Annotated in this window: 12 protein-coding genes; 1 reads left to right on the top strand and 11 read right to left on the bottom strand. The window is 73.1% G+C overall.

The genetic code is table 11. The features are described 5' to 3' along the window. Positions 1-53: 53 nt before the first annotated feature. From QSJ33_RS11715 to QSJ33_RS11750, 8 genes are all read right to left on the bottom strand, one after another. Complete coding sequence (locus QSJ33_RS11715) at positions 54-842, bottom strand: NADH-quinone oxidoreductase subunit B family protein (RefSeq protein WP_420801396.1); 789 nt, start codon at positions 840-842, stop codon at positions 54-56. After that, positions 839-2,356 (bottom strand): hydrogenase large subunit, encoded by a 1,518-nt coding sequence (locus QSJ33_RS11720; RefSeq protein ID WP_285726317.1) that lies wholly within the window; start codon positions 2,354-2,356, stop codon positions 839-841. Before QSJ33_RS11720 ends, QSJ33_RS11715 begins: the two co-directional genes overlap by 4 nt. Further along, complete coding sequence (locus tag QSJ33_RS11725) at positions 2,353-3,816, bottom strand: complex I subunit 5 family protein (RefSeq protein ID WP_285726318.1); 1,464 nt, start codon at positions 3,814-3,816, stop codon at positions 2,353-2,355. The genes QSJ33_RS11720 and QSJ33_RS11725 overlap by 4 nt, the downstream gene beginning before the upstream one ends. 3 nt (positions 3,817-3,819) lie before the next feature. Next, the gene (locus QSJ33_RS11730) at positions 3,820-4,455 is read right to left on the bottom strand and encodes a hypothetical protein (RefSeq protein ID WP_285726320.1); all 636 of its coding nucleotides are present in this window, start codon (positions 4,453-4,455) and stop codon (positions 3,820-3,822) included. Between the two features lie 3 nt (positions 4,456-4,458). Next, positions 4,459-5,382 (bottom strand): respiratory chain complex I subunit 1 family protein, encoded by a 924-nt coding sequence (locus QSJ33_RS11735; RefSeq protein WP_285726322.1) that lies wholly within the window; start codon positions 5,380-5,382, stop codon positions 4,459-4,461. A 1-nt stretch (position 5,383) separates the two neighbouring features. Next, on the bottom strand, positions 5,384-7,318 hold the full coding sequence (locus QSJ33_RS11740; RefSeq protein ID WP_285726324.1) for a proton-conducting transporter transmembrane domain-containing protein: 1,935 nt from the start codon (positions 7,316-7,318) through the stop codon (positions 5,384-5,386). After that, positions 7,315-9,276, bottom strand: coding sequence for a proton-conducting transporter transmembrane domain-containing protein (locus QSJ33_RS11745; RefSeq protein ID WP_285726326.1), 1,962 nt, complete (start codon positions 9,274-9,276; stop codon positions 7,315-7,317). The genes QSJ33_RS11740 and QSJ33_RS11745 overlap by 4 nt, the downstream gene beginning before the upstream one ends. A gap of 329 nt (positions 9,277-9,605) precedes the next feature. After that, a complete protein-coding gene (locus QSJ33_RS11750; RefSeq protein WP_285726328.1) occupies positions 9,606-12,083 on the bottom strand; it encodes a hypothetical protein in 2,478 nt (825 codons plus the stop codon). A gap of 95 nt (positions 12,084-12,178) precedes the next feature. Here QSJ33_RS11750 and QSJ33_RS11755 point away from each other — a divergent pair, with 95 nt between their 5' ends. Continuing rightward, entirely contained in the window at positions 12,179-13,366 is a 1,188-nt protein-coding gene (locus tag QSJ33_RS11755) for a type II secretion system F family protein (protein WP_285726330.1), read from the top strand. Positions 13,367-13,372: 6 nt separating this feature from the next. Here QSJ33_RS11755 and QSJ33_RS11760 read toward each other — a convergent pair whose 3' ends face one another. The 3 genes from QSJ33_RS11760 to QSJ33_RS11770 are packed head-to-tail and all read right to left on the bottom strand — an operon-like array spanning position 13,373 to position 15,729. Continuing rightward, the gene (locus QSJ33_RS11760) at positions 13,373-14,515 is read right to left on the bottom strand and encodes a murein hydrolase activator EnvC family protein (RefSeq protein WP_285726333.1); all 1,143 of its coding nucleotides are present in this window, start codon (positions 14,513-14,515) and stop codon (positions 13,373-13,375) included. 4 nt (positions 14,516-14,519) lie between these two features. Continuing rightward, positions 14,520-15,269: a hypothetical protein gene (locus QSJ33_RS11765; protein WP_285726335.1), complete on the bottom strand. Its 750-nt coding sequence runs from the start codon at positions 15,267-15,269 to the stop codon at positions 14,520-14,522. Positions 15,270-15,324: 55 nt separating this feature from the next. After that, on the bottom strand, positions 15,325-15,729 hold the full coding sequence (locus QSJ33_RS11770) for an arginine repressor (protein ID WP_420801398.1): 405 nt from the start codon (positions 15,727-15,729) through the stop codon (positions 15,325-15,327). Positions 15,730-15,888 lie beyond the last annotated feature (159 nt).

The raw sequence follows: 15,888 nt of genomic DNA on the forward strand, positions 1-15,888 counted from the left end.
CGCCGGCCGCCACCGCCGGAGCCGCGGGCGAGTGTTCACTTTTTTGTTAGTCCTTAAGTTGGAATCCCGATGCGGGCCTCCCCTTCCAGCCGTCCCAGCAGGCGCAGCAGGCCGTCGAGGATGGTCAGGGGATGGGGCGGGCAGCCGGGAATGAAGAGATCCACCGGCAGTACCGCGGCCGCCCCGCCGAGCTGCTCCTCCTGGCGGAAGTAGGGACCGCCCGCGATGGCGCAGGCGCCCACGGCGATCACGAGCTTGGGCCCGGGCACGGCCTCGTAGGTCTTGCGCAGGGCCAGTTCCATGTTGCGCGTCACGGGGCCGCAGATGAGCAGGGCGTCCGCGTGGCGCGGCGACGCCACGACCTGGATCCCGAAGCGTCCCAGGTCCCAGGCGAGGGTGCCCAGCACGTTCACATCCACCTCGCAGCCGTTGCAGCCGCCGGCGCTCACCACCCGCAGCTTCAGGGAGCGGCCGAAGACCCGCATCAGTTCCGCATCCAGGGCCGCGGCCAGGCGGTACTCCCCGTCCGACGAGGCGACGAGGTCCCCGCGGGTCCGCGTGGCCAGGCGATGCTCCTGCGTGTAGGAGATCGCGCCCTCGGGACAGGCCTCCACGCAGTCGGGACAGAAGAGGCAGCTCCCCAGGTCGATGCGGGGGCCCGAGGCCTCGAGGGTGATGGCCTCCGTGGCGCAGGCCTCGGCGCAGGCCCCGCAGCCCTCGGGACAGCGTTCCGGGTGGATGGCTGGGCGGCCCCGGAAGCGCTCGGGCAGCGGCGGGATCGTCTTCGGATAGGGCAGCGTGCGGTGGCCCTGGCGCCAGCGGGACAGGAGGATGTGCATCATAGGTCGTGCCCGCAGTAGGAGAGGTTGAAGCTCTTGTTGCACAGCGGGAAGTCCGAGACCTGCTCGCCGCGGAGCGCGAGGGCCAGTCCGAACCAGTTGTGGAAGGAGGGATCCACCAGCTTGTAGCGGGCGAAGCGGCCGGCGGTGTCCGTGATGCCGAGGTGCAGCACTTCGCCGCGCCACCCTTCCGTGAGGGCCACGCACAGGCGCTCCGGGGCGAGGGGCGGGAGCGGGTCCGGCTTCGGGTCGCCGGGGGAGCCCGCGAGGTCCTCCAGCGCTGCCGAGAGGAAGGCCGTGCTGGCGGCCAGCTCCTCCCAGCGGACCCAGGCGCGGGAGTGGACGTTCCCGCTCTGGGCCAGGGCGACCTTCACGGGATGGGCGCCGTAGGGCCCGAATGGATGGTCCCGCCGCACGTCCCGGTCGATGCCGCAGGCCCGGGCGGCCACGCCCACCAGGCCGATCTCCCGGGCCTGGACCGGATCGAGCCGGCCGGCGGCGTCGAAGCGGATCATCACGGACGCGGCGCCCCAGAGCAGCTCCACCGCATCCCGGGTCTCCAGCCAGCTCCGCCCCACCCGCGGGAGCATCCGCTCCGCCCGGAGCGGGTCGAGGTCCTGCCGCAGCCCACCGGGCCGCAGCCAGTCGCGGCCCAGGCGGCTGCCGCAGCCTTCGGCGCTGAGGTTCAGCCAGTCGCCGCGGATCCGCCCGCAGAAGGCGGCCGTGGGCAGGAAGCCCACGTCGCCGGAGAGGGCACCCAGGTCGCCCACGTGGTTGGCCATGCGCTCCAGCTCGAGGGCCACGCCCCGCACCCGGTCCGCGCGGGCCGGCACCTGGACGCCCGACAGCCCCTCGAGCACCCGGCAGTGGGCCCAGGCGTGGGCGATGGTGGTGTCGCCCGCAGCGGTCTCGGCCATCTTGAACGTGAGAGGGTGGGGTCCGCCCACGAGGGCCCGTTCGATCCCCCGGTGCTGGTACCCGAGGGCGATCTCCAGGTGGAAAACCGTCTCTCCGTGGCACTGGAAGCGGAAGTGCCCGGGCTCGATGACGCCCGCGTGGACCGGGCCCACGGCCACCTCATGGACCTCGTCGCCCGCCACCCGGTAGAAGTCCATCACCGCGGGCGGGAGGTCCGCCGGGCGGTCCCAGGGGTCCGCCGCCCCGTTCCAGGGCCGGTGGCTGCGCACGGGCTTGAACCAGGGGTGGCCCTCGGGGACGATCCCGAACTGCTCGGCCAGCTCGCGCTCGAAGAGGTGGGCCTGGGGGCAGTCCGGCGTGAGCGAGGGGTACCGGGGCTCGTCGAGGCGGGTGCGGGCCACGTGGAGGGTCCCCGCGCCATCGTCCGCCAGCACGGCGATGAGCCGCCGGTCCGACTCGGCGCAGAGGCAGGCCAGGCGTCGCCCGTCCCGCACGCCCTCGAGGACGGCCTCCCGGAAGGCGGCGGGGGGAAGGTCGGGCACCTCCCGCAGAGGCGCAGCCTGGCCGTTGCGGAGGACGAGCAGCGCGGTCGGGCTCATGGCCGCACCTCCGCGATCCGGACCACAGGACCGTGCCCCGCCACCGTCGCCGCCGCGCCGTCGAGCATGGCCCGCAGGGGGCCGGGCAGCCACAGGCCCAGCAGCAGCGCCAGGCCCAGGGCCGCGATGAGGGGCGCCGTGGTGGCGGGCGTGTCCCGGTAGGGCGTCCGCACGCGCTGGGGGCTGGGGGTGCCGAAGACCACCTTCACCACGGTGTCGCTCATGCCCAGGAAGATGCCCGCCAGCAGCAGCAGGAACAGGGCCCCCGCCAGGACGTGGCCGCCCCCCAGGGCCGCGGCGGCGATGTTGTACTCGCTGATGAAGGGCGCGAAGGGGGGCAGGCCCGTGATGGCCAGGAAGCCCAGGAGGAAGAGGCCCGCCGACACCGGGGTCCTGCGGATGGCCCCCGTCACGTGGGGCAGCTGCTTGCTCGCGTAGCTGCGGTGGATGTTGCCGGCGGAGAGGAACAGCACGGACTTCACCAGGGCGTTCGCCGCCAGGTGGTAGAGCGCGAAGCGGGTGGCCCCGCCCCCGATGCCGATGCCGAGGACGAGGATGCCCATGTGCTCCACGCTCGAATAGGCCAGCAGGCGCTTGAAGTCCGTCTGGCCCACCATGAAGACCAGGGCCCAGGCCATGGAGAGGAGGCCGAAGCCCACCAGGATCTCCCGGGCGAAGACGTCCTCGCCCGCCGCGGCCATGACGGCATAGATCCGCAGGAGGGCCAGGAAGGCGCAGCTGGTGACGCCGCCCGCCAGCAGGGCCCCCACGATGCCCGGGGTCTCGCCGTAGGCGTCCGGCTTCCAGGTGTGGAGGGGCGCGAGGCCCATCTTCGTGCCGTAGCCCACCAGGGTGAGCACGAAGCCCGCCCGCAGCCAGGGCCGCGAGAGACGCCCGGCCTCGGCCATCAGGCGCGGGTACTGGAGCGGCTCTTCCACCCCGCCCATGTGGGCGGCGTAGGCGATGAAGAGCGTCCCCAGGAGCGCCAGGGCGATGCCCACGGAGCCGAGGACCAGGTACTTCCAGGTGGCCTCCAGGGAGCGGCGGTTGCGGTTGAAGTAGACGAGGGGGGCCGTGACCAGGGTGGTGGTCTCCATGGCCACCCAGGCCACGCCGGGGTGGCGGGCCTCGGCCAGGAGCGAGGCCAGGCCCAGGAAGCCCAGGAGGCTCACGCAGAAGATCCGGTGGTCCCGCTCCGGCCGCAGGGCCAGGTACGACGGCGCGTAGAAGGCGCAGATGCAGAAGAGCACGCTGATCACGAGGAGCACCCAGCCGCCCAGGGCGTCCAGGCCCAGCCAGGCCCCGGCGGGCAGGGACGCCCAGCGCCGGAGGGTCCAGAGCAGGAGCAGGAGGTGCAGGCTCCCCGTCGCCGGCAGAAGCCGGGCCCGCACCGAAGGCGAATCCACGAGGAAGGCCGCCGCGGCGGCGGCCAGGGGGAGGGCGATGAGGATCCAGGCCATCGGTCAGTCCTTCAGCTCGGCCAGGTGCCGGGTGTCCGTGGAATCGAAAGCCGTGCGGATGTGGTTGATGACGATCCCCATCACGAACACCCCCACGAAGAGGTCCAGCAGGATGCCCGTCTCCACCAGCACCGGCATGTCCTCCACCAGCAGCAGGGCGAAGAGGTAGATGCCGTTCTCCAGCACCAGGTAGCCCACCACCTGCGTGAGGGCCTTCCTCCGGGAGACCAGGAGCAGGAAGCCCGTGAAGAGCGTGGCGAGGGCGGCGGGGACGAGGAAGGCGGGCGTGGCCCCAGGCTTCAGCGGGAGGTTGTGGGCCAGGACCAGACTCAGGCCTGTGCCCGCGGCGCAGAGCAGGAGGGAGGCCGTGTAGCCGATGAAGGGGTCCACCTCCCGGTGGATCTTCACGTGGCGCAGGGCCCGGCGGAGGAGGAAGGGGATGAACCAGCCCTTCACCGCGATGGCCGCGGCGGCCATGGCCAGGATGTGGACGTGCCGGCCCAGGCCCATGGCCAGGGGCATGAGGCCCAGGATGACCCCCTGGGCCACCGCCACCTGGATGGCCTTGTTGATGCGGCTGGTGGCCACCAGGGTGAAGTTGGTGAGCATGACGAGGGCGATGAGGAGATCGGGCGACATGGGCTACACCAGCAGCAGCAGGAAGGCGAAGGCGGAGGCGAGCACCCCCGCCACGAGGAACTGGGGCACCTTGGTCATGCGGAAGCGGGCGGTGGCGCTCTCCACCAGGCCCACGGCCACGGCCAGGAGCCCCAGGCCGCCGAGGAACACCAGCCAGTCCAGCCAGCCGCGGCCCGTGGCGGGGAGCAGCGGATCGATGAGCAGCGCCCCCAGCACCACCAGCTTCAGGCTCGCGCCGTAGAGCACCAGGGCGAGGGGCCGGCCCGAGTGGTCCAGCACCATCACCTCGTGGATCATCGTCAGCTCCAGGTGCGTGTTGGGATCGTCCACGGGGATCCGGGAATTCTCGGCCAGGTAGACGATGGCCCAGGCGGCCAGCACCAGGATGAGGGGCCCCGTGAGCCGGCCCGCCGCCAGGCCCTGGGACAGCAGCATGGGCGTGAGGGAGAGGCTGGCGGTGGCCTTGGCCAGGGCCGCGAAGCCGAGGAAGAGGGCCGGCTCGGCCAGGGCGGAGAAGGCCGCCTCCCGGGCCGCGCCCATGCCCTCGAAGCTCGATCCGGTATCCAGGGCCGAGAGGATGGTGAGGAAGCGGGCCAGGCCGAACAGGTAGGCGAAGAGGACCGCGTCCCCCTCGAAGGCCACGGGCGCGGGGGTGTGGCCGAAGGGCACCAGCAGCGAGGCCACCAGGCCCGCGGCCACCGTGGCCACCGGCCCCGCCAGGAAGACCCAGGTGGTGGTGCGGCTGAACACGGCCTCCTTGCGGGCCAGCTTCGCCAGGTCGTGGTAGAGCTGCAGCACGGGCGGGCCGGTGCGCCCCGCCATGCGGGCCTTCACCTTGGCGATGAGCCCCGGCACCAGGGGCGGGAGCAGCAGCGCCACGAGGAGGTGCAGGGCGACGTGCGCGGGGAAGACGAGGGGACCGGGCATCTCAGACCACCATCCAGACCAGGAGCGCGAGCAGGGTGAGCAGGACGTAGAGCAGGTAGACGGGGAGCTGCCCCCCCTGGGCGACGCGCAGCAGGGCCAGGCCCCGGGCCGAGCGGCGCAGGGCCGGATCGGCCACCCGGTCCAGCACGGGGTCGGGGACATGGCTCTCGTAGCGGGCCGGCGACGGGAAGAGGCCTCCGGGCCGGGCGTCGTGGATCCGCGGCAGGAGCGCCCAGCGGAGGCCCGAGACCGGGCCGTCCGCGAAGGAGGAGGCCGTGTACTGCATCCGGGGCGTGGGCCGGCCGTAGCCGCAGTCCCAGGTGGGCAGGTCCCCCGTCCGGCGGCGGGGCCGCAGCCAGACCGCGAAGGCGAGGGCCACCCCCAGCAGGACCAGGGCCAGCCCCGTCAGCAGGGGCAGGCTCGCCAAGCCGCCCAGGGACGGCCGCGCCGGCCCGGGCATCAGCGCCGCCACCCCCCGGTCCAGGGCCGGGACCAGCAGGGCCGGGGCCAGGCCGATCGCCCCGCAGGCCAGGGCGAGGACCCCCATGGGCACGAGCATGCCGCGCGGGGCTTCGTGCACCCCCTCCGCCGCCGGCGTCCGGGGCGCCCCGAGGAACACCGCGCCGAAGGCCTTGGCGAAACAGGCCAGGGCCAGGGCCCCGATGAGGGCCAGGGCCGCCAGCAGCCCCGCGGACCAGGCCCAGCGCGAGACCGCCATGGCCCGGAAGGCGCCCAGGTAGATCAGCCACTCGCTCACGAACCCGTTGAGGGGCGGCAGGCCGCAGATGGCCCAGGCCCCCACCAGGAACGCGGCGGAGGTCCAGGGCATGCGACGGCCGAGGCCCCCCAGGCGGTCCAGGTCCCGGGTGCCGGCCGCATGGACCGCCGAGCCCGCCGCGAGGAAGAGCAGGGCCTTGAACAGGCCGTGGTTCAGCACGTGGAGCAGGGCGCCGCCAAAGGCGAGGGCCGCCACCACGGGATGCCCCAGGCTCCGGCCCAGGCTCCCGAGGCCGAGCCCCATGAGGATGATCCCGATGTTCTCGATGGAGTGGTAGGCCAGGAGGCGCTTGAGGTCGTGCTGGCCCAGGGCGAAGGCCACCCCCAGGACGCCCGACAGGACGCCCAGGCCCATGAGGACCCCGCCCCACCAGACGGGCGGATCGGGCACCCAGGACAGCAGGCGCACCAGGCCCAGGATCCCCATCTTGATCAGCACCCCCGACATGAGCGCCGACACGTGGCTGGGGGCCGCGGCGTGGGCCGGGGGCAGCCAGAGGTGGAGGGGCATGACGCCTGCCTTGGCCCCGAAGGCGAGCAGGCAGAGGAGGAACAGGGCCGTGCCCCGCCCGCTGGCGGCGAAGCCCGCCGGGAAGGCGGCGAAGGGGCCGGCGCCCGCCGGCAGCAGCGCGAAGGCCGCGAAGAGGCAGAGGGTCCCCGTGTGGGTGCAGACGAGGTAGATCCAGCCGGCCCGACGGGTCTCCGGATGCCGGTCCTCCATCATCACGAGGGCGAAGGCGGCGATGGCCATGCCCTCCCAGCCCAGGAGGAAGACCAGCGGGTGGGCCGCCGCCACCAGCAGGGCCAGGGCCGCCGTGAGGCCGCCGTAGGCCAGGCGGAGGAAGCGGGCGCCGGGCCGGCCCTCCTCCCAGGTGCCCAGGCCGTAGAGGGCGCCGCAGGCGGAGACCAGGAGCACCGGGAGGAGGAACCAGGCCGCCACGGGGTCCAGGACCAGCAGGCCGGCCGTGCCCAGGGGGGCCGCGGGCAGGCGCGCCTGCCCGGAGCCGCCCCCCGCGAGCACCCGCACCGCGGCCCCGATCCCCAGGACCGCGGCGAGCCCCAGCAGCCCCGCCGCCACCGCCCCGCCCCGCCTCCGGAGGAACAGCCCCGGGAGACCCGAGACCGCCGCCAGGAAGACCGCGAGGAGGTAGGGGCTCATCCCAGCAGCCTCTCTCTCAGGAGGGGCCACAGGAAGACCGCCAGGAGGGTGAGCAGCACGTAGAGGATGTAGATGGAGAGGTAGCCCGGCTGCAGGCGCCGCAGCCGGAGCGCCCGGGCCGCCAGCCGGCCGATCCAGGGATCCACCAGCCCCCCGCCGACGGCGTCCTGGAACTCGGAGCGGAAGGCCTGGGGCCTCGGGAAGAGCGCCTTCAGGCGGCGCATCCGGGTCCGCAGGCCCGGCAGCAGGGCCGCCCAGGGCTCCGCGAAGGAGCTGCCGGTGTACTGCATGCGGGCGGTCCCGCCGGCGTAGCCGCAGTCCCAGGTGGGCGGCGCCTGTTCCGAGGCGGGCCGGCGGCGCAGCCAGGCCAGGGCCGAGGCGCCCAGGCCCAGGAGGAGGAGCTCCAGGCCCAGGAGGAGGCGCAGGTCCCTCGCCAGGCCGGTCGCCAGGATCCCGGGGAGGGAGAGCCCCGCCGGGGCCGCGGCCCGGTCCAGGAGCGGCGGCAGCAGCGGGGCCGCGAGGCCCGCGGCCAGGCAGAGGAAGGCCAGGAGGGCCATGGGGACCAGCATGGCGGCCCCGGGATCGTGGGCGTGGGCCCCGGCCGGGCTCCGCGGCTGACCGAGGAAGAGGATCCCGTAGAACCGGGCGAAGGCCACGGCCGCCAGCCCGCCCGTGAAGGCCAGGGCCACCAGGGCCAGCCCCGCCGACCAGGGATAGCCCCGGTGCAGGGAGGCGAAGAGGCCCCGGTAGAGGAACCACTCGCTGAGGAAGGCCCCCAGGGGCGGGAGGGCCGCCACCGCCAGCAGGGCCGGCGCCAGCAGGAGGGCCGTCCGGGGCATCCGCCGGCCCAGGCCGCCGAGCTGCTCCATGTCGCGGGTGCCCGTGGCGTGGAGGACGGAGCCGGAGCCGAGGAAGAGCAGGCTCTTGAAGAGGGCGTGGTTCCAGACGTGGAAGATCGCGCCGCCGAAGCCCAGGGCGGCCAGCCAGGGATCGCCCGTGGCGCGCCCCGTCCAGCCCAGCCCCACGCCCATGGCCACGATCCCCAGGTTCTCCACGCTGGAGTAGGCCAGGAGGCGCTTGTAGTCCCGCTGGGCCAGGGCGTTCCCCACGCCGTACACGGCCGTGAGGGCGCCCAGGGCCAGGAGCGCCCCGCCCACCCCCCGCGGCACGGAAGGCAGCAGGCCCGAGACCCGGAGAAGCCCGTAGATGCCCGTCTTCAGCATCACGCCGGAGAGGATGGCCGAGACATGGCTGGGGGCCGCCGCATGGGCGGGCGGAAGCCAGAAGTGGAGGGGGAAGAGCCCCGCCTTGAAGCCGAAGCCGGCCACGGCCAGCAGGAGGATCCAGCCATCCAGGGCCGCGGGCGGCCCGGGCGGGACCGGCACCCACAGGAGCCCCCCCAGCCGCCGGGCCAGGAGGATCACCATGGCCGTCAGCAGCAGGGTGCCCGTGTGGGTGCAGACCAGGTAGACCCAGCCCGCCCGTCGCACCTCGGGCTTCCCGTGCTCGGTGTTCACGAGGAAGAAGGCCGAGATCGCCATGGCCTCCCAGGCCACCAGGAAGAGGAGTCCCTGCCGGGCCAGGAACAGGAGGGTCATGGCGGCGGCCAGGGTCCCGAAGAAGAAGCGGAGCGCGCGCCCCGATCCCTTCGCCGCGGCCAGGGGCCAGTATTCCCGCCCGTAGAGGGTCCCCAGGGCCGCCACCACCTGGAGGGGCAGCAGGAAGGCCGCGGAGAGCGCATCCACCTCCAGCCGGGCGGGCACGCCCCAGAAGGCGACGTCCAGCCGGGAGGGGGGCCCGCCGAGGAGGGCGTGGAGGGCCCCCACGGAGGCGAGGATCGCCCCGGCCAGGCCCAGGAGGAGGCCCGGCCGGTCGTCCCGGGCCCCCAGCGCCACGAGCGCAGACCCCACCCAGCAGCCGGCGGCGGCGAGGATCAGGATCACGTCCAGGGTGGACATCGGGCTCCCGGGCAGGAGGGCGCTCCCGGTCGTCCACGGGGCCTGGCGGCCCGGAACGGGCCTGGATGCATGCACGGACGGGAGGGCTCCCGGCCATGGTACCCGATTCAGGCCCTCCGGGTCAGAAGACCCGGAGCCGCGCGAGGTACCCCGTCGCCGACCTCTTGGAATCGCCTCCGGCGATTCGCAAGACCTCTCCGACGAGGGACCTGCTCCCCCCTCTGTCTAGAACACCCTGAGCAGGGCGATGTACCCCGTCGCCGACCTCTTGGAATCGCCTCCGGCGATTCGCAAGACCTCTCCGACGAGGGACCGGCTCCCCCCTCTGTCTAGAACACCCTGAGCAGGGCGATGTACCCCGTCGCCGACTTGACGCCCGTGATGTCGCTCTGGACGCCGAGGCCGAGGTCCACGCGCACGGCGGTGAACCACCAGAAGCCGGGGAGGTCGCCAGTGATCCCCACGCCGGTGACGCCGTAGGTCTTCTGGTCGTCCAGGCTGCGGGCGTCGGCGTGCTCGAGGCTGAGGGACAGCCGCAGGTTGGGCCCCGTGGGGATGGCCAGGCCCACCTTCTCGTAGGCCACGCGGTCCGCGGCGATGGCGTTGGCGCGGATGCCGGCGATGCGCACCACCCCCCCCATGCCGCCCACATCCAGGGCGTTGAACCGGTCGAAGGCCTTGCCGCCGGCCCAGCCCGCATCGCCATGGAACCAGAGGCCGGGCCTCAGCTCCCGGTCCAGGCCCAGGCTGCCGCCCCAGCGGCGGAAGCTGCCGCCGTCGGGCACGGCCTGGGGATTCGAGGCCAGGCCGTAGGTGCCGTCGGGCCGCGTGCCCCAGCCGTGGAAGGCCCGCACCTGGAAGCCCCGGAAGAGCCAGGAGCCCTGGAGGGTGCCCACGCGGGTGAGGCCGGAGGGGGGCAGGGCGTAGCCGGGGGTGCGGTACTTGCGGTCGCCCTCGCTGAAGTCGTCGTAGCGGAAGTCGCCGCGGCCCTCCAGGCGGAACCCGGCCCCCAGGTCGTGGCCCAGCTCCAGGCCCATCTTGCCGAAGCGGCGGCCCACGCCATCCTGGTCCGAGAGCTTCCCGTTCACCACGGGGCGCTCCGTGCCCTTGAGGAGCATGACCGTGGCGTCGGCGCTCACGTCGAAGCCCGCGAGCCCCCGGGGGATGGCCAGGCTGGCGGTGTTGTAGAGGATGGCCGTGAGGGCGTTCAGCTGCACGCCCTTGCCGAAGGCGTTGTAGTCGAAGTAGAGGAGCCCGCCCAGGGGCACCACCGGCGGGGTGAGGCCGGGATCCACGAGGATCACGCCGGCCAGGGCGCGCCCGCTGCTCTTGGGCTTCTCCTCGATGCGCCGGGTGCCGTCCGCCTGGCGGGTGAAGTACCGCGTCCCGTCCGGCGTCACCTTCAGCATGGTGGTCTTCGAGGTCCGGGCCGCGGCGCGGGCGGCCTCGAAGTCCGGGCCGTTGAGGCGGAAGCCGCTGTACCGGAACCGGCGCTGCACCTGCACGACGCCGTCGGCGCTGGCCCAGCGCTCGAAGGTCTGGACGGCGACGGGGCGCAGCACGCCGGGCGCCACTTCGCCGTAGGTGAGGATCTCCCGCTCGCTCTTCACCGTGCCGGGCAGGCCGGAGCGCTCGCGGCGCTCCTCCAGCACCTGGCCCGTGGCCTCGTCGGCCACCAGGTCGCCGCTGAAGAGGAGGGGGTCCTTGTCCACGGGTTCGAAGCGGAGACGCCGCCGGCCCGGACCCGCGGGCCCGCCGTCCCGGTACCGGTAGCGCTCCGTGAGGCCCAGGGCCACGGGCAGGGACATGGACTGGCGGCTCTCGATGAGGGGCAGCTGGACCTCGCCGTCCAGCTTGGCCTTCACGCCGTTGAGGCGGACCTCCTTCTGCAGCATCTCGGGCCACTCCCCGGCCTTCTCGAAGTAGCCGAAGCTGAAGCCGAGGTCCCCGCCCCGGCCCGTGGGGGCCTGGATGTGCAGGTCCAGCTCGGCGTCCGCCTGGAGCGTGCGCACGGCCGCCCGGTCCCGCAGCTGGGCGGCCCGGATCTTCGCCAGCAGGGCCCCCACGTTGTAGGCATCGGCGGCGGTGACGGCCACCTCGTTGCGTTCCTTGGGCAGGGGCGCCGCGCTCCAGGCGCCGGCCGCGTAGGTCCAGCGGCGGGCTTCCCCGGCGCGGTTGCGCAGGGTGAGGTCCCCCTGGCCGCCCTCCACGTCGTCGAAGCCCGTGGGGAGCTGGGCCGCCAGCCGCGCCGTGGGCCCCCCGCCGGGCACCACCAGGTGGCCCCCGTCGCCCATCAGGGTGGAGGCCAGGGGGCCTGGATCCGCGGGCAGCCACAGGGTCCAGGACCGCCCCGGGAAGGTCTCCTGGGCCTTGGCCAGGAGGCCGCGCCAGGCCGAGGGATCGTTGCCCAGGTCCTCCGGCAGCAGGGCCCCGCCCTCCACCGCGCCCCAGGCGGTCTCGTCGAGGATGGGCGCCGCCTGGGGGTCGTAGGCCACGTAGATCCGCACGGCGGGATTCTGGGCCTTCAGGGCCTGGGAGGCCCCCAGCAGGATCGGCAGGCGGCCCTCGCCGAGGGGCAGGCGCAGGCGCACGGTGGCAGCGTCCCTGAGGGGTCCCACCAGGGGCATCCAGGCCCGGCGGACGGCCTCCAGCTGGGCCGCGTCCCGGTTGTCCTTCGGCACCAGCGCCGCCAGGTCCGCACCCCTCAGGTCGAGGTCGGCGGGACGGGGCGCCTCGACCCTCACGGGGGCCTGGGCCGTCAGCGGGAGGACGAGGATGGGGACCAGAAAGGGGGTGCGGCGAGCCAAGGGGCCTCCGGGCATCCCAAGAGGCTAGCGCGGGACGGCGGGCCGTTCGGTGAATTCCTGGTTCCCGCGCCCTTTCCGCTATGCTCGGAGGTCACATGCGCTTCACGGTCAAGCTCACCCATGCCAATGGCGAAGTCCTGGTCCGGGACTACGAGGCGGACAGCGCCGAGGCCCTGCAGGCCCGGGTCCTGGCCGAGGGGGGCTTCCCGCTGGAGGTCACCCGCACCGACACGGCCTTCCGCAACCGGGCGCAGCTCAAGACCGAATCCCTGGTGCTCTTCAACCAGGAGCTGCTGGCCCTCCTGAAGGCCGGCATCCCCCTGCTGCAGTCCCTGGAGCTGCTGGTGGGCCACGGCAAGGATCCCCTCCTGCGGCGCAGCCTCAGCCAGGTGGTGGACCTGGTCCGCGAGGGCATGTCCTTCTCCGACGCCCTGGAGCAGGCGGGCACCTTCCCCCCGGTGTACCGCAGCAACGTGGTGGCCGGCGAGCGCAGCGGCACCCTGCCGGAGGTGATCGCCCGCTGGCTCACCTTCCAGAAGTTCGCCCAGTCCAGCCGGCGGCGGATCATCGAGGCCCTCTTCTACCCGGGGTTCCTGGTGGTCGTGCTGCTCATCGCCCTGGGCGTGATCTTCAACGTGGTGCTGCCCCGGTTCGCGGAGTTCTACGCCGGGGGCGACGTGGAGATGCCCGTCATCACCAAGGTGCTCCTCGGCATCGGGAACGTCGTCAGCTCCACCCTCTGGGTGCAGGGCGGCCTCCTGGTGGTCCTGGCCGTCTTCATCCGCTGGCTCATCGCCTCCGAGGCCGGCCGGAAGCTGGCGGAGCGGGGCCTGCTCAAGCTGCCCAAGGTCGGAACCCTCTACCGCATGTACCACTCCAGCGTCTTCTCGCGCACCCTGGGCGTCCTGCTCTCCGGCGGCCTGCCGGCGGTGCAGGCCCTGGAGGTGGTCCAGCGCACCAGCCCCTCGGAGCGCATGAAGGCCGGCCTGCACGACGTGACGGAGCAGGTGCGGGCCGGCGGCAGCCTCCACCAGGCCCTGGAGCGGGCCAGGCTGCTCGACCCCCTGGCCGTGGAGATGGTGCGGGTGGGCGAGCAGAGCAGCGCCCTGCCCGAGATGCTCGACCACGTGGCCGACTTCTTCGACCAGGAAGTGGAGAAGGCCACCACCGCCGTGACCACCCTCATCGGGCCCATCCTCATCCTGTTCATGGGCGTGGTGGTCCTCGGCCTCCTGCTGGCGGTCTACGTGCCGCTCTTCAACGCCGGGAACATGGTCCAGTAGCCGGAACTACCGGTACTTGGCCTTCAGCCACTTCTGCGGGTCCTGGGGCTGGGCCAGGTGGCGCACCTCGAAGCCCAGGCGGGGGCCGTCCACGGTGTCGCCCACGGCGCCCACGGCCTCGCCCCGCTTGAGGATCTGGCCTTTGGCCACGGCGATGCCCTGGAGGTGGGTGTAGAGCGTGTACCACCCACCACCGTGGTCCAGGATCACCATGGGGCCGTAGCTCTGGTAGAAGTCGGCGAAGACCACCCGGCCCTCGGCCACCGCCTGCACGGGCGACCCCAGGGGCGCCTCCACCAGGAGTCCGCTCTGCATGGTCTTCGTGTGGAACTTGGGATGCAGGTGCTCGCCGAAGCCCTGGGCGAGGGTGCCCGCCACGGGCTGGGGCAGCTCGCCCCGCAGGGAGGCGAAGGCGACGGAGGACTCGAAGGCCTCGGTGCGGGGCCGGTTCAGCAGGCCCGCCAGCATGCGCTCCAGCTGCAGGGCCTCCTCCGCCAGCTCGGTCTGGACCTGGCGCTGGGACGCCTCGTCCTTCTGGAGGCCATCCAGGAAGCCGTTGAGCCGGTCCTCCTGGAGCCGCAGGGCGGCCTGGTACTCCGCGGCCTGCCGCTCCTCCACCGCCAGCCGGGCCAGCACCGCCCGGAGGGCCTTCTCCTTCTCGGCGAGATCGCCCTTGAGGCGCTGGATCTGGTCCAGCTGCTTGCGCTCCTGCAGCCGGGCCCAGGCGAGCATGCGGCCCTTCACCAGCCAGGCGTCGGGATCCTTGAGGGTCGTGGTGAGGCCCAGCTCGCCCAGGGGTCCCAGGGCCTGCAGCCACCGCACCTGCTTGCGCAGCGCCTCCCGCAGCCTGGCCACCTCGCCCTGGATGCGGGCCTGTTCCTTCACGATCTGCGTCACCTCGTTCTGGGCCTGGTCCCGGCGCAGGCGGGCGCCGTCCACCTGCGCCTGGGCCCGGTCGCGCTGGAGGGAGATGCCCTGGAGGTCCACCAGCACGCCCTTCCGCCGCTTCTTCAGGGCCTCCAGCTGCTGGTCCACCTGGGCCATCCGGCCCTGGATGGCGGCCAGCTTCTGCCGCAGCTGCGCCGGATCCTGGCGGGACTGCGCCCCGAGGATCCCGGTGAGCAGGAGGAGGGCGCAGCCTCGACGCACGGGCCTACTTGCCGCGCTTCGCGCCCCCCGCGGGCAGGAGCATCGCCAGCGCCCCCAGCACCAGGGGACCGCCGATGGAGAGGGGCAGGGCCAGGGGCGAGAAGGGGTCGGAGGGCAGCTGGGCCATGGGCAGCAGCCGCACGATCACGTCGAGCGTCTTCACCTGGCCCGCGGACCAGCCCATGTCCTGGCCGAAATCGAGGAAGAAGCTCAGCCGCGGCCCCAGCTCCCGCAGGAGCAGGGTCAGCAGCAGCGCCAGGCCCGCGCTGGATTTCAGCAGCCGCGAGAGGAGCACCGCCCAGAGCAGCATCTGGAGCCCCAGCAGCAGGCCGTGCAGGTCGGCCCGGAGCAGCTCCGGCGGCCAGGCCTCCCCCACCAGCCGCCAGCAGAGGGCCCACACCGGGATGAGCGCCACCTGGGACAGGAACAGGCCGTGGACGAAGCCCAGGCCCGTGCCGGCGAAGAAGCCCTTGAGCCGCTCCCCCCGCGCCGCCGCGGCCGTCCACTGGCTCACGGGCACGTAGGCCCCCAGCAGCACCACCAGCGAGACCAGCCAGTACATCACGCCCTGGAGGTTGCCCACCGTGTAGCTGCGGAGCGAGTCCGCGCCCAGGGGCACCGCCGTCCCGAAGGCCACGACCTGCGAGCCGTCCGGACCCTGCTGCCCCCGGATGCCCATGAGCACCAGGCCCGTGAGGAAGAGGCACACCAGCGCCCAGCCGATGCGCAGCTTCGAGCTTCCGAAACGGTCCATGCGAACTCCCCGGGGAAGGTTCGATGATACCCAGGCCCCGGGACGCCGAGCCCGCCTACCGCGCCGCCAGCACCCGCGCGAGGTGGGCCCGCACGTCCTCCATGCGCTCCGGCAGGACGGCCACGAAGACCGTGTCGTCCCCGGCCAGGGTGCCCATCTGGCCGGCCACGGGATCGCGATCCAGGGCCAGGCCCAGGGCCTGGGCGAACCCCGGCGCCGTGCGCACGACCAGCAGGTTGGGGGGGACGGCGGAGACCTCCGCCTCCGGCATGGCCTGGGCAGCGGCCTCCACGCGGCGGTAGCGGCCCTGGACCTTCTGCACCCCCAGGCGCTTCAGGCGGCGCGAGAGGGTGGACTGGGTGAGCGCGTGGCCCTCGACCGAGAGCCGGGCCAGCAGATCCGTCTGGTCCGCGATGGGGTGGGCCTCCAGCAGCCGGAGGATGAGCTCATCCACATGCATGCATATACGGTGCATGACTGTGCATGACCCCGCAAGACGGAATTCACGGGAATAACCTTGGATTCCAAAATTTTCACTTGCACACCGGAAAAGAGCTGTGCATATTATGCAATCTCGTGCCGGATTATGCAGATCCTTGCACGCCCATGCAGAGGATCC

Origin of the sequence: Geothrix rubra, from assembly GCF_030268065.1 — a bacterium.
Lineage (GTDB): Bacteria > Acidobacteriota > Holophagae > Holophagales > Holophagaceae > Geothrix > Geothrix rubra.

Excerpts from the sequence above, each read along its gene's own strand:
- QSJ33_RS11715 (WP_420801396.1), bottom strand. The coding sequence starts at position 842 with ATGATGCACATCCTCCTGTCCCGCTGGCGCCAGGGCCACCGCACGCTG.
- QSJ33_RS11720 (WP_285726317.1), bottom strand. The coding sequence starts at position 2,356 with ATGAGCCCGACCGCGCTGCTCGTCCTCCGCAACGGCCAGGCTGCGCCT.
- QSJ33_RS11725 (WP_285726318.1), bottom strand. The coding sequence starts at position 3,816 with ATGGCCTGGATCCTCATCGCCCTCCCCCTGGCCGCCGCCGCGGCGGCC.
- QSJ33_RS11730 (WP_285726320.1), bottom strand. The coding sequence starts at position 4,455 with ATGTCGCCCGATCTCCTCATCGCCCTCGTCATGCTCACCAACTTCACC.
- QSJ33_RS11735 (WP_285726322.1), bottom strand. The coding sequence starts at position 5,382 with ATGCCCGGTCCCCTCGTCTTCCCCGCGCACGTCGCCCTGCACCTCCTC.
- QSJ33_RS11740 (WP_285726324.1), bottom strand. The coding sequence starts at position 7,318 with ATGAGCCCCTACCTCCTCGCGGTCTTCCTGGCGGCGGTCTCGGGTCTC.
- QSJ33_RS11745 (WP_285726326.1), bottom strand. The coding sequence starts at position 9,276 with ATGTCCACCCTGGACGTGATCCTGATCCTCGCCGCCGCCGGCTGCTGG.
- QSJ33_RS11755 (WP_285726330.1), top strand. The coding sequence starts at position 12,179 with ATGCGCTTCACGGTCAAGCTCACCCATGCCAATGGCGAAGTCCTGGTC.
- QSJ33_RS11765 (WP_285726335.1), bottom strand. The coding sequence starts at position 15,269 with ATGGACCGTTTCGGAAGCTCGAAGCTGCGCATCGGCTGGGCGCTGGTG.
- QSJ33_RS11770 (WP_420801398.1), bottom strand. The coding sequence starts at position 15,729 with ATGCATGTGGATGAGCTCATCCTCCGGCTGCTGGAGGCCCACCCCATC.